The organism is Nonomuraea sp. NPDC050451, from assembly GCF_044458585.1.
The window spans coordinates 307,891-332,748 of the sequence record NZ_JBITHZ010000012.1 but is presented as its reverse complement, the minus strand read 5'-3'; the positions used below and the strand labels follow the sequence as shown (position 1 = coordinate 332,748).

19 protein-coding genes are annotated in these 24,858 nt (G+C 70.9%); 12 read left to right on the top strand and 7 right to left on the bottom strand.

The genetic code is table 11. The annotated features are described in order from the left end of the window. Positions 1 to 49: 49 nt before the first annotated feature. Positions 50 to 6,076 carry an RHS repeat-associated core domain-containing protein gene (locus ACIBI9_RS33470; protein WP_397227878.1) on the bottom strand — a complete coding sequence of 2,009 codons (6,027 nt, stop codon included), beginning with the start codon at positions 6,074 to 6,076 and terminating at the stop codon, positions 50 to 52. 142 nt (positions 6,077 to 6,218) lie between these two features. On the opposite strand from ACIBI9_RS33470, the gene ACIBI9_RS33465 reads away from it, so the two are divergent. Then, positions 6,219 to 6,656 (top strand): aldo/keto reductase, encoded by a 438-nt coding sequence (locus ACIBI9_RS33465; protein WP_397227876.1) that lies wholly within the window; start codon positions 6,219 to 6,221, stop codon positions 6,654 to 6,656. Positions 6,657 to 6,789: 133 nt separating this feature from the next. Here ACIBI9_RS33465 and ACIBI9_RS33460 read toward each other — a convergent pair whose 3' ends face one another. Beyond that, a complete protein-coding gene (locus tag ACIBI9_RS33460) occupies positions 6,790 to 7,407 on the bottom strand; it encodes a hypothetical protein (RefSeq protein WP_397227874.1) in 618 nt (205 codons plus the stop codon). Positions 7,408 to 7,684: 277 nt separating this feature from the next. On the opposite strand from ACIBI9_RS33460, the gene ACIBI9_RS33455 reads away from it, so the two are divergent. The 6 genes from ACIBI9_RS33455 to ACIBI9_RS33430 all read left to right on the top strand — a co-directional run bounded on the left by ACIBI9_RS33455 (position 7,685) and on the right by ACIBI9_RS33430 (position 13,363). Further along, a complete protein-coding gene (locus ACIBI9_RS33455) occupies positions 7,685 to 7,891 on the top strand; it encodes a hypothetical protein (RefSeq protein WP_397227872.1) in 207 nt (68 codons plus the stop codon). Between the two features lie 112 nt (positions 7,892 to 8,003). Further along, complete coding sequence (locus tag ACIBI9_RS33450) at positions 8,004 to 9,551, top strand: ABC transporter substrate-binding protein (protein WP_397227870.1); 1,548 nt, start codon at positions 8,004 to 8,006, stop codon at positions 9,549 to 9,551. Continuing rightward, positions 9,551 to 10,510 carry an ABC transporter permease gene (locus ACIBI9_RS33445; RefSeq protein WP_397227868.1) on the top strand — a complete coding sequence of 320 codons (960 nt, stop codon included), beginning with the start codon at positions 9,551 to 9,553 and terminating at the stop codon, positions 10,508 to 10,510. Before ACIBI9_RS33450 ends, ACIBI9_RS33445 begins: the two co-directional genes overlap by 1 nt. Further along, a complete protein-coding gene (gene opp4C, locus ACIBI9_RS33440) occupies positions 10,507 to 11,367 on the top strand; it encodes an oligopeptide ABC transporter permease (protein WP_397227866.1) in 861 nt (286 codons plus the stop codon). The genes ACIBI9_RS33445 and opp4C overlap by 4 nt, the downstream gene beginning before the upstream one ends. Then, positions 11,364 to 12,344 (top strand): ABC transporter ATP-binding protein, encoded by a 981-nt coding sequence (locus ACIBI9_RS33435; protein WP_397227864.1) that lies wholly within the window; start codon positions 11,364 to 11,366, stop codon positions 12,342 to 12,344. Before opp4C ends, ACIBI9_RS33435 begins: the two co-directional genes overlap by 4 nt. Then, a complete protein-coding gene (locus ACIBI9_RS33430) occupies positions 12,341 to 13,363 on the top strand; it encodes an ABC transporter ATP-binding protein (protein ID WP_397227862.1) in 1,023 nt (340 codons plus the stop codon). The genes ACIBI9_RS33435 and ACIBI9_RS33430 overlap by 4 nt, the downstream gene beginning before the upstream one ends. 3 nt (positions 13,364 to 13,366) lie before the next feature. Here ACIBI9_RS33430 and ACIBI9_RS33425 read toward each other — a convergent pair whose 3' ends face one another. The 4 genes from ACIBI9_RS33425 to ACIBI9_RS33410 all read right to left on the bottom strand — a co-directional run bounded on the left by ACIBI9_RS33425 (position 13,367) and on the right by ACIBI9_RS33410 (position 19,295). After that, entirely contained in the window at positions 13,367 to 16,558 is a 3,192-nt protein-coding gene (locus ACIBI9_RS33425) for a S8 family serine peptidase (protein WP_397227860.1), read from the bottom strand. Between the two features lie 65 nt (positions 16,559 to 16,623). Beyond that, positions 16,624 to 17,742, bottom strand: coding sequence for a CU044_5270 family protein (locus tag ACIBI9_RS33420; protein ID WP_397227858.1), 1,119 nt, complete (start codon positions 17,740 to 17,742; stop codon positions 16,624 to 16,626). Continuing rightward, positions 17,739 to 18,275 carry an RNA polymerase sigma factor gene (locus tag ACIBI9_RS33415; protein WP_397227856.1) on the bottom strand — a complete coding sequence of 179 codons (537 nt, stop codon included), beginning with the start codon at positions 18,273 to 18,275 and terminating at the stop codon, positions 17,739 to 17,741. Before ACIBI9_RS33415 ends, ACIBI9_RS33420 begins: the two co-directional genes overlap by 4 nt. Before the next feature lie 78 nt (positions 18,276 to 18,353). Beyond that, positions 18,354 to 19,295 carry a LacI family DNA-binding transcriptional regulator gene (locus ACIBI9_RS33410; RefSeq protein WP_397227854.1) on the bottom strand — a complete coding sequence of 314 codons (942 nt, stop codon included), beginning with the start codon at positions 19,293 to 19,295 and terminating at the stop codon, positions 18,354 to 18,356. A gap of 164 nt (positions 19,296 to 19,459) precedes the next feature. Between ACIBI9_RS33410 and ACIBI9_RS33405 the strand changes: the two genes are divergently transcribed. Genes ACIBI9_RS33405 through ACIBI9_RS33385 form a run of 5 tightly spaced genes read left to right on the top strand, consistent with a single transcriptional unit; the run spans position 19,460 to position 24,164 of the window. Further along, positions 19,460 to 20,251: an ABC transporter permease gene (locus ACIBI9_RS33405; protein ID WP_397227852.1), complete on the top strand. Its 792-nt coding sequence runs from the start codon at positions 19,460 to 19,462 to the stop codon at positions 20,249 to 20,251. Then, on the top strand, positions 20,248 to 21,039 hold the full coding sequence (locus tag ACIBI9_RS33400; protein ID WP_397227850.1) for an ABC transporter permease: 792 nt from the start codon (positions 20,248 to 20,250) through the stop codon (positions 21,037 to 21,039). The genes ACIBI9_RS33405 and ACIBI9_RS33400 overlap by 4 nt, the downstream gene beginning before the upstream one ends. Continuing rightward, on the top strand, positions 21,036 to 22,025 hold the full coding sequence (locus tag ACIBI9_RS33395; protein WP_397227848.1) for an ABC transporter ATP-binding protein: 990 nt from the start codon (positions 21,036 to 21,038) through the stop codon (positions 22,023 to 22,025). The genes ACIBI9_RS33400 and ACIBI9_RS33395 overlap by 4 nt, the downstream gene beginning before the upstream one ends. A 16-nt stretch (positions 22,026 to 22,041) precedes the next feature. Next, positions 22,042 to 23,094 (top strand): extracellular solute-binding protein, encoded by a 1,053-nt coding sequence (locus ACIBI9_RS33390; protein ID WP_397227846.1) that lies wholly within the window; start codon positions 22,042 to 22,044, stop codon positions 23,092 to 23,094. An 11-nt stretch (positions 23,095 to 23,105) separates the two neighbouring features. Then, positions 23,106 to 24,164 carry an adenosine deaminase gene (locus tag ACIBI9_RS33385; protein ID WP_397227844.1) on the top strand — a complete coding sequence of 353 codons (1,059 nt, stop codon included), beginning with the start codon at positions 23,106 to 23,108 and terminating at the stop codon, positions 24,162 to 24,164. Between the two features lie 16 nt (positions 24,165 to 24,180). Here the strand turns inward: ACIBI9_RS33385 and ACIBI9_RS33380 are convergent, their stop codons facing one another. Next, positions 24,181 to 24,759, bottom strand: a complete 579-nt coding sequence (locus ACIBI9_RS33380) for a helix-turn-helix domain-containing protein (RefSeq protein WP_397227842.1) — start codon at positions 24,757 to 24,759, stop codon at positions 24,181 to 24,183. Positions 24,760 to 24,858: the final 99 nt, after the last annotated feature.

The window sequence follows — 24,858 nt, the reverse complement described above, 5'->3', positions numbered from 1 at the left end:
CGTCGGCGGCGGCCTGCCACAAGGCCGGGCCGCCGCCGACGGGATCGCCCTAGCGTCTGCCCCTGCCGCCGGGCCCTCTCAAGAAGCCGCCCCAGTAGGCCCGGGCCGCGACCCACGTGGCGGCGCCCCTTCCCACTATGTCTCTGAGCCTGCCGACGGTCTGCGGTGTCAGCTGAGTGCCCTCGATCATGCCGTTGGTGCCTGCCCTGACCTTCTTGCTCGGGTCGTCGATGAACCTGTTGAGGTTGCCCTCGCACTTGGCGGAGCACACCCGCACACTGGAGAAGGCGCTGTGGACGTTGATGATCTTGCCGCCCAGGTCTCGGACCTGGCGGTTGACGTCCCCCCGGACGTCGGCCGCGGCCCGTTCGGCGTGGCCGTCCCTGGGGTCGCCGCCCTTGGGCACCTTGGGCGCCTGATAGATCGTCACGCCCATGTTCGTCAGCTTGTCCTGCAGCCCCTTCGGCAGGCCGCCCTGGCTGACGAACGCGATGACCCTGGACACCGTGCCGTGCCCCGTGTCCACGGTGACGCGCGACAGGACCACCGTGAAGTCTCCGCGCTTGTTCTCGTTCTGGTTCAGGAAGCCGGCGAGCTCGCTCAGCGCGCCGCCGTAGAGGATGATGCCGGCCGCGTCGATGTCCTCGGGCCGCATGCCCTCGGGCGGGTAGGCCAGCTCCGGGTCGTTGATCTTCTCGGTCGGGCCCGTGGTGGGCACGACCTGCTTGGGCTGATCCGCGTAGAAGGCCGCCCGGCCCCGGTCGTGGCAGGCCCGGGACGCGGCGTCGTCGGTGGGCCGGCAGCCGTGCGGGTCGTGGCCGTCCAGCTCGATCAGGTTGACGGGGTTGCCCGCCGCGAACGCGTAGCGGTTGCTGGTCCACGGGTCGACTTCGAGGGCCAGGTCGTCGAGGGCCCCGTTGTACATGTCGCGGCTGAGGAACCGGTTCAGACCCGGGTCGTAGTCGCGGAAGCCCATGTCGTACCTGCCGGAGGTGGCGTCCCAGCGCTGGGCGTTGAACCGGTAGGGGTTGTAGGGCTCCTTGGTCGGATCCTGCGGATCGGGTTTGTCGATGCCCGTCGTCTCGGCGTCCTCGCCCTTGCCGTAGGCGCTGTAGCCGTAGGTCGCCCTGGTGTCGCCCGCGGCGTCGGTCAGGGTCTCGACGTCACCGTGCGGGTTGTAGCCGAAGTACGACTCCTGCCTGGCGCCGTTCTCGTCGTGCGTGGCCTGGGCCAGCCGCTCGCCCCACGGGCTGTGCCGGTAGGACTTCGTGATCTTCCCGGCGGTCTCCTCGTCGAGGACCTCGTCGGACAGGGCGAGATAGTTGAAGACCGTGCTCTTCTCCCCCGCGCCGCCCGCGTCCGTGGTCTTGGAGGCGGTGCGGTCGAGAGGGTCGTAGGCGAAGCGCGTGGTGGTCGTCGAACCCGGCGCTGTCAGCCTCCGGTTCTCGACGACGTGATCGAACCCGTCGTAGGTGTTCCGCTCGACGACCTGCCCGCCCGACACGACGGCGGCCAGGCGGCCGAACGGGTCGTAGTCGTACGACGCGGCGGTCCCCCCGGTGACCGCCTTGGCCAGCCGGTTCCGGTCGTAGTCGAACGTCGTCCGGGTGCCGCCGACGACCTGGTCGACGACGTTGTTGTTGGCGTCGTGGACGTAGGTCTCGGTGCCCGCGTTGTGACCGGTCCTGACCAGCTTCGCGATCCGGTCGCGCGGGTCGTAGGCGTAGTCGGCGGTCGTGGTGAGGTAGGCCGAGTGGTCGTCGGCGTTCATCTTGCGGGTGACGTCCCGGCTGCGCTGGCCGTTGGCGTCGTAGTCCAGCGTGTGCTCGGACACCACCGTGCCGCCGGGCTTCTTCTCGGTCTGCCGGAGCAGGCTGCCGTCGAGGTTGTACTCGTAGTCGACGGTGTTGCCGTTGCCCTTGACCTCGTGCAGCCGCTGGCCCCGCGCGGTGTAGGCGAACGTGGTGACCATCGGGGCGAGGTCCGCCGCCGAACTGCCGTGCGTGATCTTCGAGGGGAGGTCGCGCACGTCGTACTCGAAGGTGGAGTACTCCTTGTCGTGCTGCTGGGTGACGGGCTGGCCGTTCTCGTCGTACGTGAACGAGATGGTGTTCTTCGTGGCCCCGTCGAGCCGCTCCTCGAGCTTGGCGACCTGGTCCAGCTCGTCGTAGGTGATCGCGTAGTCGTCGATCCTGGCGCCGGCGCTGGAGTCGGTGATCGACGTGAGGTTGGCGTCGGCGTCGTAGTGGTACGCGAACCGCCGGCTCTCGTCGTCGGGGTCGCCCGAGTTGTCCCGTACGAGCTTGACCGCGTCCGCCACGACCGTGGACCCGGCCGCCGCCTTGTCTGTCAGCGTGATCTTGTGGGTGACGCCCGCGTCGAAGTCGTGCCGGCCGAGGCTGACCCACGTGCCGGGGCCGGCGCTCTGGTCGACGGTCTTGACCGCGGTCCCGGCCTTGTGGTCGATGAGGAACTCGGCGTCCGTGGCCGCGCCCTGGACCGCGGGCCAGCGGACGAACACCTCGTAGCTGCCGGCCTGCGGGATGTTCAGCGCCCACTGGAACTGGGCCGTTCCGTCGCCCGCCGGCTTGGTGTGGAAGTCGTGGCCGTACAGGCCCTCACCGGCGTCGTGGGCGGTCCACTCGCCGGACGGGCGGGCGTTGTTGACGTCGGAGTTGTCGACCACCACCGTGTGGGCGCCGACGGGCACGCCGTCGTCCGTGCGGGAGCGCAGCTTCCCGTCCGGGAAGTAGTCGGTCGTCATGGTGCGGCTGACCGACCCGCCGGCGCTCGTCAGCGTGTTCTTGATCTGCTGACCGAGCGGGTTGTAGTCGTACGAGGCGACGATGTCCCACGGGTCGCCGGAGGTCTTGATCCAGCCGTTGTCGTAGTGGGTGTAGACGGTGTCGTTGCGGACGGACTCCCCGCTGGACGGCGGCGCGCTGATCCTGGTCAGGTTGCCGACGGCGTCGTAGGTCCGGATGGTCCTGTCGGGCCGGTTGTAGCGGGGGTCGTCCTTGTCGTAGGGAGCGATCTCCTCCTTGACCCGGTTGAGCTCGTCGTACACGACCTGGTGCACGAAGTCGTCGGGGTCGTCGGCGCTCTCCACGCCGCGTGGCGTGATCACCTTGGTGCGGTTGCCGACCTGGTCGTACTCGAACCGCATGGTCCGCTGGACGACCGTCCCGCCGTCCCTCTTGTACGGCGCGGTGGCCTCGACCGGCAGGCCCCGGGCGTCCAGGGTGACCGTGGTCGTGTTGCCGTCCTCGTCGGTCGTGGCCTTGACCAGCCCGTCCCGGTCGAACACGGTGGAGCGCGCCTTGCCCGCGGCGTCGGTGGACCTGACGGCCCGGTGTGCCAGGTCGTAGACATAGGAAGCGGTGACGTCTGCCGGGTCGGGGGTCGCGTTCTTGCGCGCGTCCGTGACGGCCGTCACGTTGCCGACCGCGTCGTAGGCGTAGGTCAGACGGTGACCCTTGGCGTTCGCGATCGAGATGAGCTGGTAGATCTCGTCGTAGCCGTAGGTGGTGGTGAAGTCCCCGGCGGTGGCCGTCAGGTTGCCCTTGGGCTCGGTGACGGTCCTGACGTTGCCGACCCGGTCGTAGGTGTAGGACGTCTTCCGCTCCGGGCCGCCCGGCTCGTCCTTCGGCTCCAGCAGGTGGGAGAGCTGGTCGGCGGCGTCGTAGGCGGCCGTCGCCACCGCGCCGTTGGGAGCGGTGACCCGGGTGGCGTTGTCGTTGGGGTCGTACTCGGGGGCGGGGGTGACGACGAACTGCCCCGCCGTCTGGTCCTTGGGGACCCGCTTCTCCAGCGGACGGGCGAAGACGTCGTACTCCTGCGAGGTGGCCTTGCCGTTGGCGTCGACGACCTTGGTGACGTTGCCGCGCTCGTCGTACACGTAGGCCGTGGTCTTGCCCAGCGGATCGACGATCTCGCGGGGGTAGCCGCTGGGATCGAAGCCGGCGTTGGTGACGGTGTGGCCGTTGGCGTCCTTGCTGGTGAGCGGCTGGCCCCACGTGTCGTACGTGTACGTGGTGGTGTAGTCGCCGGCGGCAGGGGTCGCGGTGCCCGCCGGGTCGGTGGCGGTGGCGAGGTCCCCTTCGGGGGTGTAGGTGAAGGTCCAGGCGCGGCCCTCGGGGCTGCGCTTGGCGATGAGATCGGCGATGTGGCCGTTCAGACCGGTCTGGTACGTCAGGGTGGTGCCGGGCCAGCCGTTCTTGGTGGCCTCGGCGTCCCTGATCTCCCGCGGGTAGCCGGTCTTCGGGTCGTAGGACCAGGTGGAGGCCGCCCCGTTGGCCTCTTCGAGCCGGGTGACGTTGTTGTCGGCGTCCCAGGTGAGCTTCGTCGTGCGGGCCTTGGCGTCCGTGCTCTGGAGGGCGCGGCCCTTGCCGTCCAGGAGGTAGGTGGTGGCGCGCTGCTCCGCGTCCGTCACGACCGTGCGGACCTGCCTGCCCGTGTGGTCGTGGGAGTCGCCGTAGGCGAACGAGGTCGGCTGGCCGAGCCGGTCGGTGATGGTCTCGGCCGCGCCCAGGAAGGCGTCGAGCCGGGAGCGGTACGCGAGCCTGGTGGCCTTGCCGCGCGGATCGGTGACCTTGGTCAGGTCGTGCCCGTCGTAGGCGAACCTGAACTTCTTGGGCTGCGCCGAACCCGCCCCGTCGATCAGCTCGCCCAGCAGGCCCTTGTGGGTGTACGTGAAGGTCAGGGTGCGGCCGGAGATGTCCTTGACCGTCTTGACGTGGTCGATGATGAGCGGATTGAGGAGCTTGGTGCCGCTCTTCCGCTCCCACGTGTCGTCGTCGATGTAGTCGTACGGGTCGCCCGTGGCGTAGTAGTCGATCGTGAGCGTGCGCCGCCCGGTCGGGTCGGTCAGGTGGCGCAGGTACTTGACCGGCCCGAGCAGGGTCTTGCGCACCTCGTAGCCGAAGGTCAGCTCGTTGCCGTTGTTGTCGGTGATCGAGCTCTGGTAGCCCTGGCAGTCGAAGAAGAACCGGGTGCGGTCGGGCGAGGTCATGACCCAGGCCCGGGGCTCCTCCTCCCAGGGTTTGCAGTCCTTCAGCCGCTGCAGGTAGAGGTGCACGCCCGGCGGGTTGACGTACTCGTCGTCGGAGGTGTCCCAGGTGCCCTTGTCGTCGAGCGCGAAGCTGTGCGTGGTCCCGTCGCCGTCGGTGAAGGAGACGGCGTGGCCGAGCAGGTGCGGGTCGAGGGTCGTACCCAGCCGGGTGAGCGACGTGGCCTGCAGCGACCACCCGTGCCCGGCCACCGCGTCGGAGGAGTCCTTGGAGTTGTAGGCCAGCCGGACGAACGTGCTCAGACCGCGGGAGGGGTTGGAGAAGGCGTTGTACTGCCAGACCGCGTTCCCGGAGTACAGGTTGGTCAGCAGGGTCGACCCCGCGCCGGTGTTCACCCCGCCATAGGAGTAGAACTTCTCCAGGCCGAGCTGGTCGCTGGTGGCGTCCTCCACCGAGAGCGTCTGCGTGAGCGCGGTCGCCTTGCTCGTGTTCGCGGTGGAAAGCCAGGCTCCGCCGCTCTTGTTCCACAGATCCCAGGCCAGGACGTAGCCGGTGCGCTGGTCGCCCTCGGCGGAGGCGGGCGGCGTCCTCAGCTGAGCCTGCACGGTCACGGCGGCGTCCGGGGCGAGGTCCCCGGGCAAGGCCGTGTGGAGCTGCTGAACGGTCACCGGCGTGCCGTCCGGCCTGCTCCACCTGTACGACAGCACCCAGTCCGCCACGGCCCAGGTCGCCGTGGTGGTGTTGGTCAGCGTGACGGGGATGGACAGGGTCGAGTCGGGCGGGACGCGGGCGGGCGTCCCGGGGGCGTAGTACGTGGTTCCGGGCGGGCTCTCGGGACCGAGAGCGGCCCCTTCGCGGCCGCTCTCCACCGCCCGGACCGGCACGACGCGGGGCTCCGGCAGGCCGTCCCCGGTGAACCACGCCGTCGCCCGGTCCCAGAGGGTGCGTTCACTCTCGGGAATCCAGCCGCCGGTGATGTGGGGGGAAGCGGCTGAAGCCTCGGGAATGAACGCCACGAGGAGAACGAAGACCAGAAAGCTCGCGAGGAGCCTGGATAAACGAATCACGATATTTCCTTTCCGAAAGGCGTGATCAAATGACGAAACGGTCTCACGGGCAAAGTGAACAAAACAGGTCAGCAACCGGGCATTTACCGGGCATTCGGTCCTCGCTGAATTAGTCGGGTCCGCGCGCGTACGGGGGCGAGCGATGACATCCACGGCAATGGGCACCCGGGACTGGACGGGGCGCAGGACCGCGAAACGGCAGCGGCTCGAGGCGGTCCGGCCGTACGCATTAGGGCGAGTGCCGGCGAGCGTCGAGGCCGCCGGACCGTCCGACGACCGCACGGAGGCGGGAGACCCGCCGATGACCCGCGGGCGGGACGGGACGCCGGCGCTCGCCGACGGCGGCGTGAACGACGCCGTCCCTTCCGTGATCACGGCAGACGTCACCCTGGGCGACGACCCCGCCCGCGTGGGCGCCTCGACGCATCGGGTCGCGCCGGCCTGGCTGCCTCGGCGCTCGGCCACCTCCGTGGTGATCCCGGGCACCTCGAGGGTCGCCCACCTTGAGGAGAACATCAAGGCCGCCGAGCCGGCCCTGCCCGCCGACGCGATCGCCGAACTCGACGCCATCGGAGCCTGAGCCTCACCCCAGGCCATCGCGGACGCGGGTCACCCGCTCCACGTCTGGGCGCGCCGAGTTGAGGGCCGTGCTGGAGAGCGTGCGCCGCGGCGCCGTGCTTTCGCAGGACCCATGGCACCGGCGACGGGTGTGGTCAGCCGAAGTCCTCGATTCGCCACTCCTCGTGCCATTCGATCGTCGGGATCCGCCCGTCGAACCGGATCGGCAGCCAGACGTAGTCGGCGATCGACGTGTCGACGTCCGGGAGGTCGAACGAGGCAGGCCGTTCGCCGGCTTCCAGTGCCGCGAAGTGCCGGTCGAAGGCCTCGCTCTGATCCGACTCGCTCTCCGGCAGGCGCGGGGCCCAGCGGTCGGCGAGCGCGATGTAGAGATCCCGCTTGGCCGGATGCCGGAAGACGGAGCTGATCTGCGACCGGAACGAGGTGCCGCTCGGGTCCGACGGGTGCGGATCGCCCAGGACCGTGAAGGGTCCGTGGTAGGTGTCGGCGACCGCCACCTCGGAGGGGTTGGGGAAGTATCCCGTCGTGCCGGACGTGATGAGGTAGTGCCTGCCGTCACGCCGGAAGTACGCGGGCGCCTCGCGCACCATGGGCGGGCGGCGGCGCGGGAGGTGCGTGGAGTAGTAGCCGGTGACGTCGGTGAGGTCGTCGGAGAGGTCGGCGCAGATGAGCTCGCTGTGCACGCGCTCGAAGTAGTAGTAACCCTTGCCGTCCACCGGATCCACGACGAGGTCGAAGTCGCCGGCGTTCATGCCCAGGGGACGGAGCCGAGACCCCCGCCTCCCTGGCGACGTCCTCGATCGTCACCCTGCGGACCTCGGAATGGTTCTCCACGCGGACATCCTACAGAGACGCCCAGGAAGCGGTATCCGCGCAGCCAGAGCCCAAGTGGAACGTTGCACGCCAGAGGTGGGCTTGCATCGAGCTTGCATTGCTGACAGTATCGAATCCGTTACTCTGTGTGCGCGACCCTTAGGAGGCTCCCCCTACGTTGGTGAAGCGTGCCGACGCTTCCAGCCGACCGTCCGCGTGTCCAAGGACGCCGCCGCCGACCGCGCCTCGGCCCGCGTGCTGGGCAAGGCCGAGCCGATGATCGCCGGGCGTTTCTGCGGCTGGCCGGACGGGTTCGCGCCGCTCGGGCCGTGCCGGGTGACGGGCCACCCGCAGGCGCTCGGCATGGAACCGCGCCTCGACAGCCGGGTGCGGAGCCGGTGGGCTTCGGCTCCCGACCGATGACGCCGCCGCCGTGGGACGCGCTGATGGCCGGCACCCGACCGCACCCCGGGCGGTGAGGGCTCGATCACCGGCCTCGGCGCGCTCGTCAGTCCCGTCACCCCCAGGGAGGCCCATGAACCGCCTGTCAGGCGCGCTGGCCGTCGTCGTCCTCGCGCTTGCCGCCGGCTGCTCCGACCCGACCAACTCCGCCGCCCAGGTTTCCCCGCAGAACGTGATCAACATCCACCTGTACCAGAAGCCGAAGCGCTTCTCCCCGCTGGATCCGCCCAGCGGCCCCGACCAGCAGGTCATGACGTTGATCTTCGACAACCTGCTGACCGTCGACGACTCCTACGCCTACACCCCGCGCCTGGCCGAGCGCTGGGAGGTGGACGAGGACCGGATCACCTTCCACCTTCGCGAGGGCCTGAAGTGGAGTGACGGCATGCCGTTCACCAGCAAAGACGTGCTGTTCACCTACAGGCTGCTGGCCGATGCCAAGAGCGGCAGCGCGATGGCGGGCAAGCTGGCCGGCGCCGCCTTCGAGGCCCCGGACGACACCACGTTCGTGATCAGGCCGGCCAGGCCGAACGTCGGCTTCCTCAGCCTGATCGCCGGGCCGTTCGCCTTCATCCTGCCCGAGCACGTGCTCGGCATGGAGCCGGTGGACAAGATCGCGGGCAGCGCCTTCTTCAATGACCCGACGGTCGGCATGGGCCCGTACACCTTCATGAGCTACAAGACCGACCAGTACGTGGAGCTGGCCGCCAACCCGCACTACCGCAGACCCATCGCGATCCCCAGAATCTTCCTCAAACCCATCAGCTCGGACGTGGCGACCGCGCAACTCGGCACCGGCGAGATGGACCTGGTCCAGATCTCCCCCACCGACCTGCGGGTGGTGGAGGCGCTCAAGGGCGTCACCGTCTCGGCGAGGCCGAGCCCGGGCTTCATCAGGATCGCGGTCGACCAGAGTGACGAGCGCTTCGCCGATCCCAGGGTACGGCGGGCGATGCTCCACGCGATCGACCGCAAGGCGCTGGTCGCCAAGCTCCTGGCCGGCAGGGGCCGGGTGCAGAACTCCTCGTTCGTCACCCCCTGGGCGCTGCCCGACAGGCTGGAGGAGTACGACTACGACCCGGCCAAGGCCAGGTCGCTGCTGGCCGAGGCGGGCTGGAAGGCCGGCGAGAAGGTGACGCTGTCGTGGATCCCCGGCCAGCGCGACCGCGACGTGACGGCCACGGTGGTGCAGGGCGCGCTGAGCGCGGCGGGCATGGCCGTCGAGCTCAAGCAGGTACAGGCGGCCGAACTGCTGGAATCCTATGAGAAGCGCACGTTCGACCTGGCGCTCTTCGGCGGCGGCAGCTACGCCGTGGACCCCTCCAGCAGCGTCACGATCATCAATTGCGCCGCTTTCTACCCCGCCGGGGGAAATATCAGTAACTTCTGCGACGAGTCGCTGGACACCCTCACCTCCCGGGCCGACGCCCGCACCGACCGGGACCAGCGCGCCGAGCTCTACCAGGAGGCCGCGAGCAAGGACAACGCCCAGGTCCCGTACCTGTGGTTGTACAACCCCGACACCCTCTGGGTCACCGGCTCGCGGCTGCGCGGCTTCAAGCCCGGCGGCGACTTCACCACCGGCTTCTGGAACGCCGACGAGTGGACCCTGGCCGGCTGATGCTCGCCTACCTCGTGCGCCGGCTCCTGACCAACGCCGCCGTCTTCCTGCTCATCAGCGTCGGCGTGTTCCTCCTGGTCCGCGCCGCGCCCGGCGACCCGGTCCGGATGATGGTCGACCCCGAGCAGCTGGCCTCGGGCGGCCCGGCGTTCGTCGCCGCCAAACGCGCCGAACTCGGCCTGGACGAGCCCGTCCTGGTCAGGTACGGCATCTGGCTGCGCGACGTGCTGGGCGGCGACCTCGGCTACTCCTTCGTCAGCCGCCGCCCGGTGGCGGAGGTGCTCGGCGAGCGCATGGGCCCCACCGTGCTGCTCATGAGCACCGCCCTGGCGATCGGCCTGGTGCTGGCGGTGGCGGCGGGCACGCCGGCCGCGACCCGGCGCAACACCGCAGTCGACTACGCCACCACCGTCGCCGGGCTCGGCACGATCTCGGTGCCCAGCTTCTTCCTGGGCATCGCCGCGATCTACCTCTTCTCCCTGAAGCTCGGCTGGGTGCCGTCCTCCGGCATGTCCACACCGGGCGACGGCGGCGCCGCCGACATCCTGGCCCACCTGGCGCTGCCGGCGGCCGTCCTCGGGCTGTCCATCGCCGGGCCGTTCACGCGGTACGTACGAGCCGGGCTGCTGACCGAGCTCGGCGCCGACTACGTGCGCACGGCCGAGGCCAAGGGCACCGGCCCCGGCCGGGTGCTGATACGGCACGCCCTGCGCAACGCGCTGGTCCCGCTCATCACCGTCGTGATGATCTACATCCCGCAGCTGCTGGCCGGGGCGGTCGCCCTGGAGCAGGTCTTCGCCTGGCCGGGCATGGGACAGCTCGCCGTCAGCTCGACAGGCCAGCTCGACCACCCCGTGGTGATCGGCTTCGCGATGTTCGTCGCGCTGCTCGTGCTGCTCTGCAACCTCGCCGCCGACCTGCTCTACGCGGTGGCCGACCCGAGGATCAGCCTGTCATGACCACGACCGTCGCCCCCGCCTCCCGGGCCGCCCGGCGCTTCCGGCGCAACCGCATGGCGCTGGCCGGCGCCGTGTTCCTGACCGCCGTCGGCGTGCTGGCGCTGGCCGCGCCGCTGCTGGCCGGGCACGACCCGAACGCGGTGGATCTGGCCGCCTTCCGCGAGCCGCCGTCAGCGGCGCACCTGCTCGGCACCGACTCCTCCGGGCGCGACGTGTTCGCCAGGCTCGTGCACGCGGGGCGGATCTCGCTGCTGGTCGGCCTGCTGTCGTCGCTGGCGGCGGTCGCCTTCGGCACGCTGCTCGGCGCCCTGGCCGGCATGTTCGGCGGGCCGGTCGACGCCCTCGTCATGCGCGCCGCCGACGTGGTGCTCTCCTTCCCGTCGCTGGTCGTCATCGTCGTGCTGGCGGGCGTGCTCGGGCCGGGCACCGCGATGCTCGTGCTCGTCCTCGCCGCGTGCAACTGGCCGACCGCCTGCCGCGTGGTGCGCGGGCTGACGTTGTCGCTGCGCGAGCGGGAGTACGTCCAGGCGGCGCGCGCCTTCGGCGCCGGGCGGCTGACGGTGATCGGCCGGCACGTGCTGCCCGCCGTCCTGCCGCAGGTAGCGGTGGCCGGCACGCTGCTGGTGGCGCAGATGATCCTGCTGGAGGCGGTGCTGTCCTTCCTCGGCCTCGGCGTGCGGCCGCCGCAGGCCAGCTGGGGCAACATGCTGACCGACGCCCAGAACCTCACCCTCATCCAGACCATGCCGTGGTTGTGGCTGCCGCCCGGCCTGGCCATCGCACTGACCGTCCTGGCCGTGAACTTCGTCGGCGACGGCCTGCGCGACGCCGTGGACCCGAAGGGAGTGCGCCGATGACGCCGCTGCTCACGATCGACGACCTCGCGGTCGAGTTCCCCACGGAGGACGGCGTGGTGCGCGCCGTCGACGGGGTCAGCCTGGAGGTGGCGCCGGGCGAGATCCTCGGCGTGGTCGGCGAGTCCGGCTCGGGCAAGAGCGTCACCGCGATGTCGGTGCTCGGCCTGGTCCGGCCGCCGGGGCGGGTGGTGCGCGGGAGCGTCCGTTTCGACGGCGAGGACCTGCTGGCCCTGCCCGCGCGCCGGCTGCGCCGGATCCGGGGCCGCCGCATCGCCATGATCTTCCAGGACCCGATGACGGCGCTCAACCCGGTCGTCCCGGTCGGCGCCCAGATCGCCGAGGCCATCAGGCTGCACCAGCCGCGCCTCGGCCGCGCCGCCGTGCGGGCCCGCGTGCTGGAGCTGCTGGCCTCCGTCGGCATCGCCGACCCCGCCGACCGGTACGGCCGGCACCCCCACGAGTACTCCGGCGGCATGCGCCAGCGCGCGATGATCGCGATGGCCCTGGCGAACGAGCCCGACCTGCTCATCGCCGACGAACCGACGACCGCGCTGGACGTCACCGTCCAGTCCCAGGTGCTCGGCCTGCTCGACACGGCCAGGCGGGAGGCCGGCGCGGCGGCGGTGCTCATCACCCACGACCTGGGCGTGATCGCCGAGCTGGCCGACCGGGTCGCGGTCATGTACGCGGGCCGCGTCGTCGAGCACGGCGACGTGCACCAGGTCTTCGCCACGCCCCGCCACCCCTACACGCGCGGCCTCCTGTCCAGCCGGCCCGGCCTGGGGCCGGCGGCGGGGGAACTGGTGCCGATCCCGGGCAGCCCGCCTGACCTGCTGGCGCCGCCGCCCGGCTGCGCCTTCGAGCCGCGCTGCGCGCTGGGCGCCGGTCGCGCCGCCTGCCGGGTGGACCGTCCCGAGCCGGTCGCGGTGGCCGCCGGTCACCTGTCGGCCTGTCATTTCCACGAGGAGCCGGCGTGAGCGAACCCGTCCTAGCCGTCGAGGGCCTGGTCAAGCACTTCCCGATCCGCACCGGGGTCCTGCGCGGGCAGACCGGGGCGGTCCGGGCCGTGGACGGCGTGGACCTGGCGCTGCACCCCGGCCGCACGCTCGGGCTGGTCGGCGAGTCCGGCTGCGGCAAGACCACGACGGGTAGGCTCGTCGTGCGCCTGGCCGAGCCCACCTCCGGCCGCATCCTGTACGGCGGGCGCGATCTGGCCGCCATGTCGCACGCCGAGCTCCGCCCGCTGCGCGGCGAGATCCAGATCGTCTTCCAGGACCCGTACTCGTCGCTGTCGCCGCGGCTGACCGTGCACGAGATCGTCGCCGAGCCGCTGCGCACCCAGGGCCGCTACCGCCGCGGCGGCCGGGAGCGGGTCGGCGAGCTGCTGGAGCTGGTGGGCCTGTCGCCCGAGCACGCCAACCGCTATCCGCACGAGTTCTCCGGCGGCCAGCGCCAGCGCGTCGGCATCGCCAGGGCGCTGGCCCTGAACCCGCGCGTGCTGGTGCTGGACGAGCCCGTCTCGGCGCTGGACGTCTCGATCCAGGCGCAGGTCGTCAACCAGCTCGCCCACCTGCAGCGGGAGCTGGGCCTGGCCTACCTGTTCATCTCGCACGACCTGTCGGTGGTGCGGCATCTGTGCGACAGAGTGGCGATCATGTACCTGGGCCGGATCGTGGAGGAGGGTGAGCGGGCGGAGATCTTCGCACGGCCTGCCCACCCCTACACCAAGGCGCTCATCTCGGCCGTGCCGATCTCGTGTCCGTCGCAGCGCGGCAAGAGGAGGCGGATCGTGCTCGCCGGTGACGTGCCCAGCCCGGCTGACCCGCCGTCGGGCTGCCGCTTCCGTACCCGCTGCTGGAAGGCCCAGGAGAGATGCGCCATCGAGGAGCCGCCGCTGACCGGCGCGGGACACCGCGTCGCCTGCCATTTCCCCAACGAGAGCACCGATGCCGGATGGGAGGAGCGGCCGGCCTGGGCCGGCCGCTCCGACACGTGACGGTTACCGGGTCCACGACGGCCGGATCCGGTAGGCCCGGATGATGGTCTGTTCCACCGTGTTGCCCGCCTCGTCCACCGCTCGGCCGCGCAGGGACACGAACCCGTCGCCGGCCGGGTGGCGCAGGACGGCCGCCGACCCGTGGATCGCGGCCCTGGTCCAGGTGGCGCCGTCGTCGTAGGAGACCTCCACCGACAGCCGCCGGACGGGACGGGCGGCGCTTCCCTCCAGCGGCTGAACGGTCACCGGCACCGTGAAGCGCCGCCCGGACGGGGCGGAGTTCTCGGCGTCGAGGGCGGGGCCGAAGCGCACGACCGACACGGGCAGCCGTACGGGCGTCTCGCCCGCGACGTGCCCGGACCGGAAGGTCCACGCGCCGGACACGCGCGTGGACAGCGTCGCGGGCGCTCCGCGCTCGCTCTCGACGACGAGACGGTAGGCGGCCTCCCGCGCGGGGACGGTGAAGCTCGTCCTGATCTCCGGCTGCTCGCCCACGAGGGTGCCGTCGCGGTAGAGGGCGGTGCGCTGCATGGCCCGGGTGGAGGTGCCGAGCGCCCCTCGGCTGTCGCCGTACATGAGCAGGTCGGTCGAGATGACGTCGCCGGTGCGGCTGACGCCGTTTACTTCTTCCGCGCCCGCCCAGGGCAGCGCGGGCGAGAAGACGCCGCGGTTCCAGAGCTCTGTGTACGCCCGCCCCGACCGGTACGCCTGGAAGGGCGAGTCGAAGCGGTTGAGCCGGCCGTCGGGGCCGTACTCGAACAGGAAGCGCTGCCAGCGGATGCCGTCGTCGGTGTTGACGTACTCGACCTGCTTGAACGGCGTGCCGAACGTGGTGGGGAACATGAAGGCGAAGACGGCGCCGTCGCGCGGCCAGGCGCGGCCGTACGCGCGGGCTTCCGCGTCGGGCAGGTGGCGGGCGTAGTCGGCCTGGATGGTGGCCAGGTCGCGCTGCTCCACGCGCCGCTCGAATCCGTCGACCATGCCCCCGGAGTGGAACCAGGCCAGGCGGTAGGCGTACGGGCTGCCGGTCCGGGCGGCGGCCCACAGCCCGGCGACCTTGGTGCGCGCACCCGGATAGGTCCGGGCGGGGCCGAGCTGAGCGGTGAACGTCCCCTCATAGGAGCCGCCGAGCCAGCCCCAGGAACGCGACGATCCGCCGGCCACCTGATACTGGTAGACGATCTCGGCCTGCAGCGGGACGGCGTCCGCGCGGGGAAGCGTCAGCGAGATCGGCCGGCCCAGCCGCGCGTCGGCGTCGACCGTCTGCGACCGGTCCAGGTCGAGGCCCGGGTGGACCAGGAGCGTCCGGCTCTGGTCGTCGCGGATGGTGGTCCTGATCAGCCATCTGCCCTTGGGCAGCCGCAGGGTGACCGGGCCCTCGGGGTTCTCCACGTCGATCGGCGTCTGGTCGGCGTCCAGCGGGTACAGCGTCGTGAAGCTCTGAGTGGCCGGCCCGCCGTTCCTGCCGGTGAACCTGAGGGTGAGGTCGTAGCTCTCCTTCTCCTTGTCGACCCCGACCGGAGTGCTGAGGGCCAGGTCGCCGTCGCCGGTCGCGACGACGTGCGCGCCGACGAAGCCGTCGGGCCCGCCGGCGCGGGTGTCGGCGGTGACGACGGCCTCGGCCTGCCCGCCCGCGGGGACGGTCAGCGTGGCGGGTGCGACGCTGAAGGACTTGTCGCCGCGCGCCTCCAGACGGAGGGTCACCGGCTGCCGCTGGTGGTTGCGGTAGACGATCTTCTTCCCGGCCGGCTGGTCGTCGTCGTGCGGCCACGGCTGTCGTCCGAAGCTCAGCGCGGGCGGCTCGACCGTCACGGCCTGGCCCGTGCCGCGGGCGGCGTCCACGAGCCCCGCGCCCTGCGCGAAGACCCCGATCCCCGGCAGCGGCCGGGCGGTCCCCATGAGGGCCGCCTTGAGCAGGTCGCCCTTCCAGTCGGGATGCGCCCCGGCCAGCAGCGCCGCGACGCCCGTGACGTGCGGCGTGGCCATGGAGGTGCCGGACATCGCGACGTAGGAGCCGTCGCCGGGGCTGTCCTTGCCGCGGGCCGCGGTGATGTCCACGCCGGGGGCGGTGATCTCCGGCTTGAGGCCGTCGTCACCGGCGCGTGGCCCGCGACTGGCGAACCCGGCCTGCTCGCCCGCCTTGCTGACGGCGCCAACCGCGAGTGCGGCGTCGGCGGTGCCGGGCGAGATGAGCGTACGATCGGCGCCGTAGTTGCCGGCCGCCGTCACGAACAGGGTGCCGTACCGCTCGCTGAGCGTCTGCAGGGCCTCCTCCAGCGGGTCGGTTCCGGGGGTGTCCGGGGACCCGAGGCTCAGGTTGACGACTCTGGCGCCCTGCTCGGCCGCCCACTGCATGCCCGCCAGGACGGCCGAGTCCGTGCACCATGTGGACTCGCACACCTTGCCGTCCAGCAGCGTGACGCCGGGGGCGACGCCACGGTACCTGCCGTCCGAGGCGGCGCCGCTGCCCGCGATGGTGGAGGCCACGTGCGTGCCGTGGCCTATCACGTCGCGTGCGTCCTGGACCTCGGTGAAGTCGGCCCGCGCCGCGACCCGCCCGGCGAGGTCGGGATGGGTCGCGTCGATCCCCGTGTCGAGCACCGCGACCTTGACGCCGGCGCCGGTGTGCCCGCGCTCCCACGCGTGCGGCGCGCCGACCTGCTTGACGCTCACGTCCAGGGAGACGCGCCGGCGCCCGTCCAGCCAGATCTTGCCGGTGCCGCCCGCGAGCGCCTGCCACGTCCGCGCGGCCTCGCTCCTGCGCTGCCGTACGGCGAAGCCGCGCACCGCGCCCAGCGACCTGAACCCGCTCATCGCGCGGACGCCCGGCGCGGGAGCGGAGGCCCCGGTCACGAGCAGCGGGAGCTCCTTGCGGCTGTCGTCGTACCCGAGCTCCAGCAGCCCGGTCACGTCGAACAGCCGGGGATCCAGCCGTCCGGCGGCCACCAGGGGCGCGGCGTCGCCGGGTAAGACGCGCAACCGCCCCCGCGCCTCGTCGGTGAGGAAGGTGACCTTCTCCCTCCCCTCGCCCGGCTCGACGATCGCGCTCGCCGGGCCGGTCACCGTCACCTTGTCGCCGGTGACCAGCGTGACCGTCCGCACGCTGGTCACCGCCTGATCGCCGGCCTCCGCGACCGCCGGTGGCGGGGCGGTCATGGCCGCGGCGAGCACGGCGACGCCGGCCCACCTTGTCATTGCCTGCACGCAGTTCTCCGATCATCGGCAAACGTCACTACGTACTGGCCGGTGACCGGGAGTTGTTACATGGGCTTGTCGTCGGTCCAGCCTGCTTTGGTCACCGCGATGGAGTTCCACATCGTGCCGGGCTCGAAGCCGGTCTGGAAGCCGCGCGGCTTCACCGCGACGTACTCGCTCGCCAGGGCCGCCCCGGTCGCCTCGTCGATGATCAGCCGGTGCTCCGCGACGCCGTCGTCGAGGGTCGGCTCGTTGATCGCCACGGCCGTGCCCGTACGCCCCTCGGCGTCCGTGACGTTCTCGATGACGCGTACGTCGTCGAGCTCGGCCAGCATCCGGAACGCGGCGCCGCGCACCTCGGGCGTCACCGGCATGTCCATGATCAATCCCGCGCTGACCACGAACAGCCACCCGTCGCCCACCATCGGCACGTCGGTGGCATGACCCTTCCAGGCCAGGAGCCGCTTCTTGAGCTGGTCCGGGTCGCCGGGCAGCTCGCGCAGTTCTTTCACCGAGACGTTGCGGCCCAGCCAGAACACCTTGTCCCCGTCTGTCAGCGGGCTGTGGCTGGTCCTGGCCCGGCCCGGCGACGTCGATAGGATCATGGGCCTGGACTTCCTGGGGACCGTGACCTCGATGGAGGCGGGGGACCCGGCCCGCTCCCACGCCTGCCGGTCCTCCTCGGTGGCCGGGCGGGCTCCGAGGGACTGCAGGCGACCCCACTGTTTCTGGCCCGGACCGGTGGCGCTGGGCGTCCAGCCCTCGTCCCGCTGCTGGTTCAGGACCCGGTAGCCGCCCTTGGCGGCGAACAGGGTCCGGCGCACCGACACGGTGTGCCAGAACGCGCCCTTGCCCTCCGGTTGCCGCTCCGCCCTCGCGGCGGCGGCCAGCAGCACCTCGCGGGCCGACAGCGTCACCGTCCGCTGGGTGCTCGTCGGCCTGTCGGGGGCTCGTGGCGTGGACGCCGTGCCGTTCGTCGCGACGACCACGGCCACCGCGGTGACGGCCGCCGCGGCTCCGGCGAGACCCAGGCTCCATACGGGCCGGGCGGGCCTGCGGCGGCGCCGGACCGGCCGGGGCTGTGACATGGCGCGGGAGAGTTCGGCGGCCCTGGTGCGCGGGTCGATCGGCCGGTCTCCGAGGTGGGCGGGCCTGGCGGCCCTGAGTTCGTCGATGGGGTTCATGACCACTCCTCGTTGAGGCTCCGCACGTGGGGCAGGGGTTCGCGCCGGGGGTCGGCGTCCGTGGCCTCCATGGCCTGCTTGAGCCGTTTGCGCGCCCGATGCAGCCGCACGCGGAAGGCCGCCGACGAGCAGCCGACGACACGGGCTCCTTCCTTCGGTGACAGCCCGTGCCAGGCGACCAGGACGAGGATCTCCCGGTCGTCCTCGGGCACGGCGGCCAGCGCGCGCAGCACGCCCATCCGCTCGGTCACGTGGTCGGCCACGTCGCCCTCGGCCCAGGCCCGCAGCTCCGCCGCGACCGCCTCGCGGCGTACCTCGGCGCGTACGTTGTCGCGCAGGACGTTCCTGGCGACGCCGAGCAGCCACGGCAGCGCCGGCTCGGGCACGTCCTCCAGCCGCCGCCAGGCGATCGCGAACGTCTCGCTCACCACCTCGTCCGCCACCTGGCGGCCCGCGCGGCTCACGACGTAGGCCCACACCCGTTGCCGGCATTCGTCGTACATGCCGGTGAACCGGTGCTCATCATCTGACACCGCCCAGCCCCTTCGTTCGGGATGCGTTCTTCTGACACCACGAAGTGGTCGCAGCCCTCCCGTTGTTACACCTTTTGGTCAGCTGATCGGGACGGTGAGGCGGCGTCTGGTGGGTGACGGCTCCCTGCGCTCGCCGAGGAGGGTCATGAGCTGGTCCATGGCCACCTCGCCGAGCTTTTCGCCGTCCACGTCGATCGAGGGGACGTCGCCCAGGCCGAGGCTCTCGACGATCATGCGCTCCGAGCTGACCACGACCTCGCTGACCCCGCGGTGGAGCAGGGCGAACATGAGACCGAGGCCGATCGAGGTCGCGTACGGGACGACGGCGGTGGCGCGGGCGGCCACCACGGCCTCCGCCGTCTCCACCCCGGCGGCGAACGTCGAGGGGTAGGGGCCGAGCATGGTCAGCGTCGCGCCGCTCGACTCGGCCGCGGCCCGGATGGCCGCCTGGCGCTGGCGATCCTGCCAGGAGCCCGCCGGACCGCCGATGTAGACGATGCGCTCGTGGCCCAGCTCGGCGAACCGGGTGACGAGCGTGCCGAAGGCGGTGGCCGTGTCGGCGACCGCCGAGGTCATGCCCTCGATCTCGCGGTCGATGAGCACGGTCGGCTTGAACGACGCGGCGGCGCGGACGATCTCGTCCGAACCTCGGGGCGCGGTGAGCAGGAAGCCGTCGACCTGGTGCGCGAGCTGCTCGACGGCGGCGACCTGGGCGGCGTGCTCCAGGGAGTGCACCGCGATGGTCAGCTGCATGCCCGACTCGGCCGCGCGCGCCTGGGCGCCGCCGATGATCGGGGTGAAGAAGGTGTTGTCGAGCGTGGGCACCACGACGGCGACCACCCCGGTCCGCCCGCGGGCGAGCTGGGTGGCCGCCCGGTTGGGGACGAATCCGAGCTGCTCGGCGGCTGCGCGGACGCGGGCCACCGTCTCCGGGGCGGCCTGGTCCGGCCGGCCCAGGGCGCGGGAAGCCGTCGCCTTGGAGACCCCGGCCAGCGCGGCGACGTCCGCCAGTGTCGGCACTGATCCTCCTTGAGTCGTTACACGGATTTCACACAGGGGTTTGTGCGAGAGGCCGCTCATAATCTATGGTCAGGCTCATGCAACCGGTTCCGCAACCGGTTCCATCCAAGCGTACGCCACGGAGAAAGGACGCCGACATCTCCCGCAAATCGGCCCTTCTGCTGGTGCCTGGTCTCGTCCTCCTCGTCGCAGGTTTCCTCATCCCCTCCGCGGCGATGCTCTTCGCGCCGCCGGACGTGCCGACCAGCGAGATCTTCGCACGCCTGGGCGAGATGCTCACGGATCCGTACGACCTGGAGGTGATCGGGCGCACGGTCGGGCTGGCCCTGGCTGTCACGATCATCTGCGTCGTCCTCGGCTTCCCCATCGCCTACTGGCTCGCCCGCTCGCCGTCACGCTGGAGCGGGGTCTTCCTGGCAGTGGCGATCTTCCCATTGATGCTGAGCAACGTGGTACGGACGTTCGGCTGGCTGGTGATCCTCGGCTCCAAGGGGGCGCTCGGCCGGCTGCTCGTCCAGCTCGGCATCGTCGACGCGGCGCCGCAGCTGCTCTACACCAAGCTGGCGATCGTCCTCGGCCTCACCCAGCTGTTCCTGCCGCTGGCGATCATCTCCTGCTACTCGGCTGTCGCCCAGGTCGATCCCGGCCTGGACGACGCCTCGCGCGGGCTCGGCGCGAGCCGGATCCGCACGATGTGGAACGTCGTCATCCCGCTGACCATGCCGGGCATCGTGGTGGCCGCCACCCTGGTCTTCGCGGGATCCGTCACCGCCTACACCACGCCCTACCTGCTCGGCGGGTCCAGCCAGCGGATGCTGTCCACGCAGCTGTTCAACTACGCGAGCACCACGGTCGACTGGGCCTCCGCCTCGGCGACGGCGCTCATCATGACGGTCCTGGTCTTCCTGGTCTCCGGGCTGTCCTCGCTGATCGGGCGGAAGGGGGCCACCTCATGAAGCGCCCGATCACGGCGGCGCTCGCGGTCATCGGCTACGTCATCATGATCGTGCCGATCATCTTCGTGGTCGCCACCGCCTTCACGGCCGGAAGCACCCTGAGGTTCCCGCCCGACGGGATCTCGCTGCGCTGGTTCGGCGAGGCGCTCGGCTACGAGCCGTTCATCGAGGCCGCGCTCTCCAGCCTGGAGCTCGCCGTGCTCGCCACCGTGCTCGCGCTGGTGCTCGGCGTGCCCGTCACGCTCGCCGTCCACCGCGGAAAGCTGCCGGGCAAGGGCCTGGTCGAGGGGTTGTTCCTGTCGCCGCTCATCGTCCCCGAGCTGGTCGTCGGCCTCGCGCTGTTCCAGCAGCTGATGGTCGGCCTGGACCTGGACAACTTCAGCACCCTGCTGGTCGGGCACACGGCGCTGATGCTGCCCTACGCGGTGCGCGTGACCGGCGCCTCGCTCGCGCTGGCCGACCCCGCGCTGGAGGAGGCCGCCCGGGGTCTCGGCGCCTCGCCGCTGCGCGCGTTCCTCAACGTGACGTTGCCCGTCCTGCGTCCGGGAATCTTCTCCGCCGGGCTGCTCAGCGTGGTCACGTCGTTCAACAACGTGCCGCTGTCGCTGCTGCTGCAGGGACGCGACTTCCGGACGCTGCCGGTGACGATGCTCGACTACGTGCAGCAGTCGTACGACCCGATGGTCGCCGCCGCTTCCACCCTGATCCTGGCCGCCACCGTGGTCATCGCGGTGATCGCCGAGCGCACGGTCGGATTCGCCAAGATCTTCGGAGGGATCAACCAATGACCGCCGCCGCCGAGCTGATCGGAGTCACCCAGAGGTTCGGCTCCTTCACCGCCGTCGATGACATCGACCTCGCCGTGCCGGCGGGGAAGCTGACGACGCTGCTGGGCCCGAGCGGCTGCGGCAAGACCACCACGCTGAGGATGATCGCGGGCTACTCGACGCCGACGTCGGGGACGATCCGCATCGACGGGGTCGACAGCACGCGCACGCCGCCGGAGAAGCGGAATCTCGGGATGGTCTTCCAGTCGTACGCGCTGTTCCCGCACATGACGGTGGCCGACAACGTCGGGTACGGGCTCAAGCTGCGCAAGGTGGCGTCCGCGGAAAGACGCTCGCGGGTCATGGAGACGCTCGACCTCGTCGGGCTCGCGCACCTGGCCGACCGCAAGCCGAAGAAGCTGTCCGGCGGGCAGCAGCAGCGGGTGGCGCTGGCCAGGGCGATCGCGATCAGGCCCAAGCTCCTGCTGCTCGACGAGCCGCTGTCCAACCTCGACGCCCGCCTGCGCGTCCAGATGCGGGCCGAGATCAGGCGCATCCAGGCGGAGACCAGGCTGACCGTCATCCTCGTCACCCACGATCAGGACGAGGCCCTCGAGATGTCCGACGAGATGGTCATCATGAACGAGGGCAGGATCGTGCAGCAGGGCACTCCCCAGCAGGTCTTCCCCCGTCCCGCCGACCGCTTCGTCGCCGAGTTCCTCGGCTACGAGAACTTCCTCACCGCGGCCGACGGCACGCCTCTGACCATCCGGCCCGAGCACCTGCGCATCGCCGAGAAAGGTCACAGCCCCGGTCACAGCCTTGACGCGACGGTGGTCGACGTGGCCTTCCGCGGCGTCGACCTGCTGGTCTCGCTCGACGTGGTCGACCCGTCGGGCGCGACCGTCAGGCTGCTCGCCGACGTACGCAGCGGCGCGGCCCTGACGCCCGGATCGGGCGTCACGGTGATCGCGCCGGACGACCATCTCGTCTCACTCCCCCGCTGAAAGAAGGAACGACCCCATGCCCACACGCCGTGCCGTATTGGCCGCTGCCCTGACCGTGCTCGCCGCGGCCGGATGCTCCGGCTCCGGCTCCAGTGAGAAGCAGGCCGATCAGAACACCATCGTCGTCAGCACCTTCCCCTTCGGCGTGAAGGAGTTCGAACAGGCGGTCGTCGCTCCGTTCAGCAAGCAGACCGGGATCAAGGTCGAGCTGGACACCGGGTCCAACTCCGACCGGCTGTCGAAGCTGAAGCTCGCCAAGGGTGAGCCGGAGGCGGACGTGGTGCTGATCTCCGACTACTTCGCCGCGCTCGGGCAGAAGGACGGCCTGTTCCAGAAGGTCGACGTGCCCAACATGAAGCAGCTCGCGCCGTTCGCGACCGAGGGCGCGTACGAGGGACCGGCCTACACGCACCAGCTCAACGGGATCATCTACAACACCGGCAAGCTCAGCCAGAAGCAGGCCTCCGACTGGGAGCTGTTCGCCAACGCGGCGAACAAGGGAAAGGTCGCGCTTCCCGATATTTCGGTGACCGCCGGACAACTCATGATTTCGGGGGTGGGTGAGTCGTACGGCAAGGGCCCCTACGACATCGACACCTCGCTGAAGACCCTGGCCGGCTGGGCGCCGAACGTCCTGCAGTTCTACACCTCCTCGACCGAGGTCACGAACCTGCTGACCCAGGGCGAGATCGTCGCTGCCGACGCGCTGAGCGGCTTCGCCACCAAGCTCGTCACCTCGGGCGAGCCGATCGCCTGGACGGCTCCCGCCAAGGGCCGCTACATGGCCACCAACCGGGCGATGATCCCCAAGGGCGCGCGCAACGCGCAGGGAGCGGCGAAGTTCATCGACTACATGCTGTCGGCCGAGGCGCAGAGCGCCATGGCCAAGACCGCGGGTGACCTGCCCACGAACCCGAAGGCCGAGGTCCCGGCCGACATCGCCAAGGTGACGGGCGAGGCGGCGAAGGACCCCGTGGCCGCCGGGTTCAAGACCCTCGACCCCGCCCAGCTCGTCGACACCCGCGCCACCTGGGTCGACCGCTTCACCCGCGAGGTGGCCGGCAAGTGAACCTTGACCGGATGCCCAAGGTCGATCTGCACTGCCACCTCATCGGCACCGTACGCGCCTCGACCTTCGCCGAGCTGGCCAGGAGGGAGGGGCTCGACCTGCCCGACACGCCCGAGCGGATCTATGCGGACGTGAACTCGCTCCCGCCGGACCCGGCGCTCTACCTGGACACCCGGGTCCCGGTCCCGCAGGGCAGGAGCGCGGACGAGCCTGAGGTCTCCTACTCGCTCTTCCAGGTGTCCTCGTGGGTGCTCCAGGTCCTGCGCGACGCCGACGATCTCACCCGGATCACCTACGAGGCGTTCGAGGACGCCCACCGGACCAGCGCGACCAGGCATCTCGAGGTCTCCTTTGACGCGCTGACCGAGCATCAGGAGAAGCTCGGCTACGCCACGGTGATCGAGGCGTACGCCGAGGGCATCAGGATGGCCGAACGCGACTTCGGCATGTCCGGCAGGCTCATCGCGGCCGTCGACCGGAGCAGGTCGGGAGACGAGGCGCTCTCCTGGGTGCGCACGGTCGTGGACCACCCGCACGACTACGTGGCGGGGATCGGGCTGGACAACCTGGAGACCGCCGGGCCGCCCGAGCGGTTCGAGGCCGCCTTCCGGCTCGCCGGTGCGGCCGGGCTCCGCCGTACCGCCCACTCCTCCGAGCACGCGCCCGTCGCCGTCAACACGGTCACCTGCCTCGACGTGCTCGGGTGCGACCGGATCGACCACGGCTACTTCGTGCTCGAGGACGACGAGGTGGTCGCCAGGGTGCGGGACGAGCAGATCCCGTTCACCGTCATCTCGACCACCTCGCGGCGCTCGTGGCGGCCGTGGCGGCGGGCGTCGATCGCGGCGATGCTCGAGGCGGGGCTCAACGTCATCCCCGCTTCCGACGATCCTGGGATGTTCCCGACGTCGCTGGCGAACGAGTATCGGATCCTCTCCGAGCAGCTCGCCGTACCGGATGAGCGGTTGCGCGCGATGGCGCTGGCGGGGGTCGAGGCGTGCTGGCTGCCGGAGCCCGAGAAGGACGCGCTGCGCGAGCGCTTCGAGAGCGAGCTCGCCGGCGTGCAGTGATCGTGGGGGCCGGGGGTCAGCCTCGCGGGTCGGCGGTGCCGAACTGGTGGGCCTGCGGGATGGTGGTGACGACATGGGCCACCACGCGATCCGACAGGCAGGTGTGCCGGTGCGGCACGTCGCCGGGAAACCGGACGAAGTCACCGGCGGACAGCTCCACCTGGTCCTCGACCGGGCCCGTGCGCAGCTTGCCGGTGATGACGTACACGTGGTGCAGCGTGCCCAGTGAGTGGGCGGGCACGATCGGGCACGGCGTGCCGCGCTCCAGTCTCATGACCAGCGTGTGCACGTAGCCGGATCCGTAGGTCTGGTCGAGGACGCGTTCCGACCAGCCCTCGTGCCGCGCCCACTCCCCGTCGGCCTGGCGCTGGAGGTAGACGGCGCTGCCCCACTCGGTCAGCAGCTGCCGGGGCGCCACGTCGAGCGCCTTGCCCAGAGCGGCCAGGGTGTCCACCGTGGGGTTGCCGTCGCCCTGCTCGACCTTGGACAGGGTCTGCTTGGACAGGCCGGAGCGGCGGGACAACTCGCCGATGGTGAAGCCGCGCTCGCGGCGTAGCCTGCGGATGTTGCGCGCCACCAACTCGTTGTGGTCCATCGCCAACCCCTGGTTGTCACTTTTAATAGACGGTTCGTCACTGTTGACGGACGCAAACTATATCGGACATTCTGTCACGCATAAATGACCCTTTGAGAG

Bases quoted from the DNA above. Each gene is read 5' to 3' on its own strand.
- ACIBI9_RS33445 (WP_397227868.1), top strand. From the start codon at position 9,551: ATGCTCGCCTACCTCGTGCGCCGGCTCCTGACCAACGCCGCCGTCTTC.
- ACIBI9_RS33460 (WP_397227874.1), bottom strand. From the start codon at position 7,407: ATGAACGCCGGCGACTTCGACCTCGTCGTGGATCCGGTGGACGGCAAG.
- ACIBI9_RS33380 (WP_397227842.1), bottom strand. From the start codon at position 24,759: ATGGACCACAACGAGTTGGTGGCGCGCAACATCCGCAGGCTACGCCGC.
- opp4C (WP_397227866.1), top strand. From the start codon at position 10,507: ATGACCACGACCGTCGCCCCCGCCTCCCGGGCCGCCCGGCGCTTCCGG.
- ACIBI9_RS33420 (WP_397227858.1), bottom strand. From the start codon at position 17,742: ATGAACCCCATCGACGAACTCAGGGCCGCCAGGCCCGCCCACCTCGGA.
- ACIBI9_RS33400 (WP_397227850.1), top strand. From the start codon at position 20,248: ATGAAGCGCCCGATCACGGCGGCGCTCGCGGTCATCGGCTACGTCATC.
- ACIBI9_RS33385 (WP_397227844.1), top strand. From the start codon at position 23,106: ATGCCCAAGGTCGATCTGCACTGCCACCTCATCGGCACCGTACGCGCC.
- ACIBI9_RS33435 (WP_397227864.1), top strand. From the start codon at position 11,364: ATGACGCCGCTGCTCACGATCGACGACCTCGCGGTCGAGTTCCCCACG.
- ACIBI9_RS33395 (WP_397227848.1), top strand. From the start codon at position 21,036: ATGACCGCCGCCGCCGAGCTGATCGGAGTCACCCAGAGGTTCGGCTCC.
- ACIBI9_RS33465 (WP_397227876.1), top strand. From the start codon at position 6,219: ATGACATCCACGGCAATGGGCACCCGGGACTGGACGGGGCGCAGGACC.
- ACIBI9_RS33450 (WP_397227870.1), top strand. From the start codon at position 8,004: ATGAACCGCCTGTCAGGCGCGCTGGCCGTCGTCGTCCTCGCGCTTGCC.
- ACIBI9_RS33425 (WP_397227860.1), bottom strand. From the start codon at position 16,558: ATGACAAGGTGGGCCGGCGTCGCCGTGCTCGCCGCGGCCATGACCGCC.
- ACIBI9_RS33390 (WP_397227846.1), top strand. From the start codon at position 22,042: ATGCCCACACGCCGTGCCGTATTGGCCGCTGCCCTGACCGTGCTCGCC.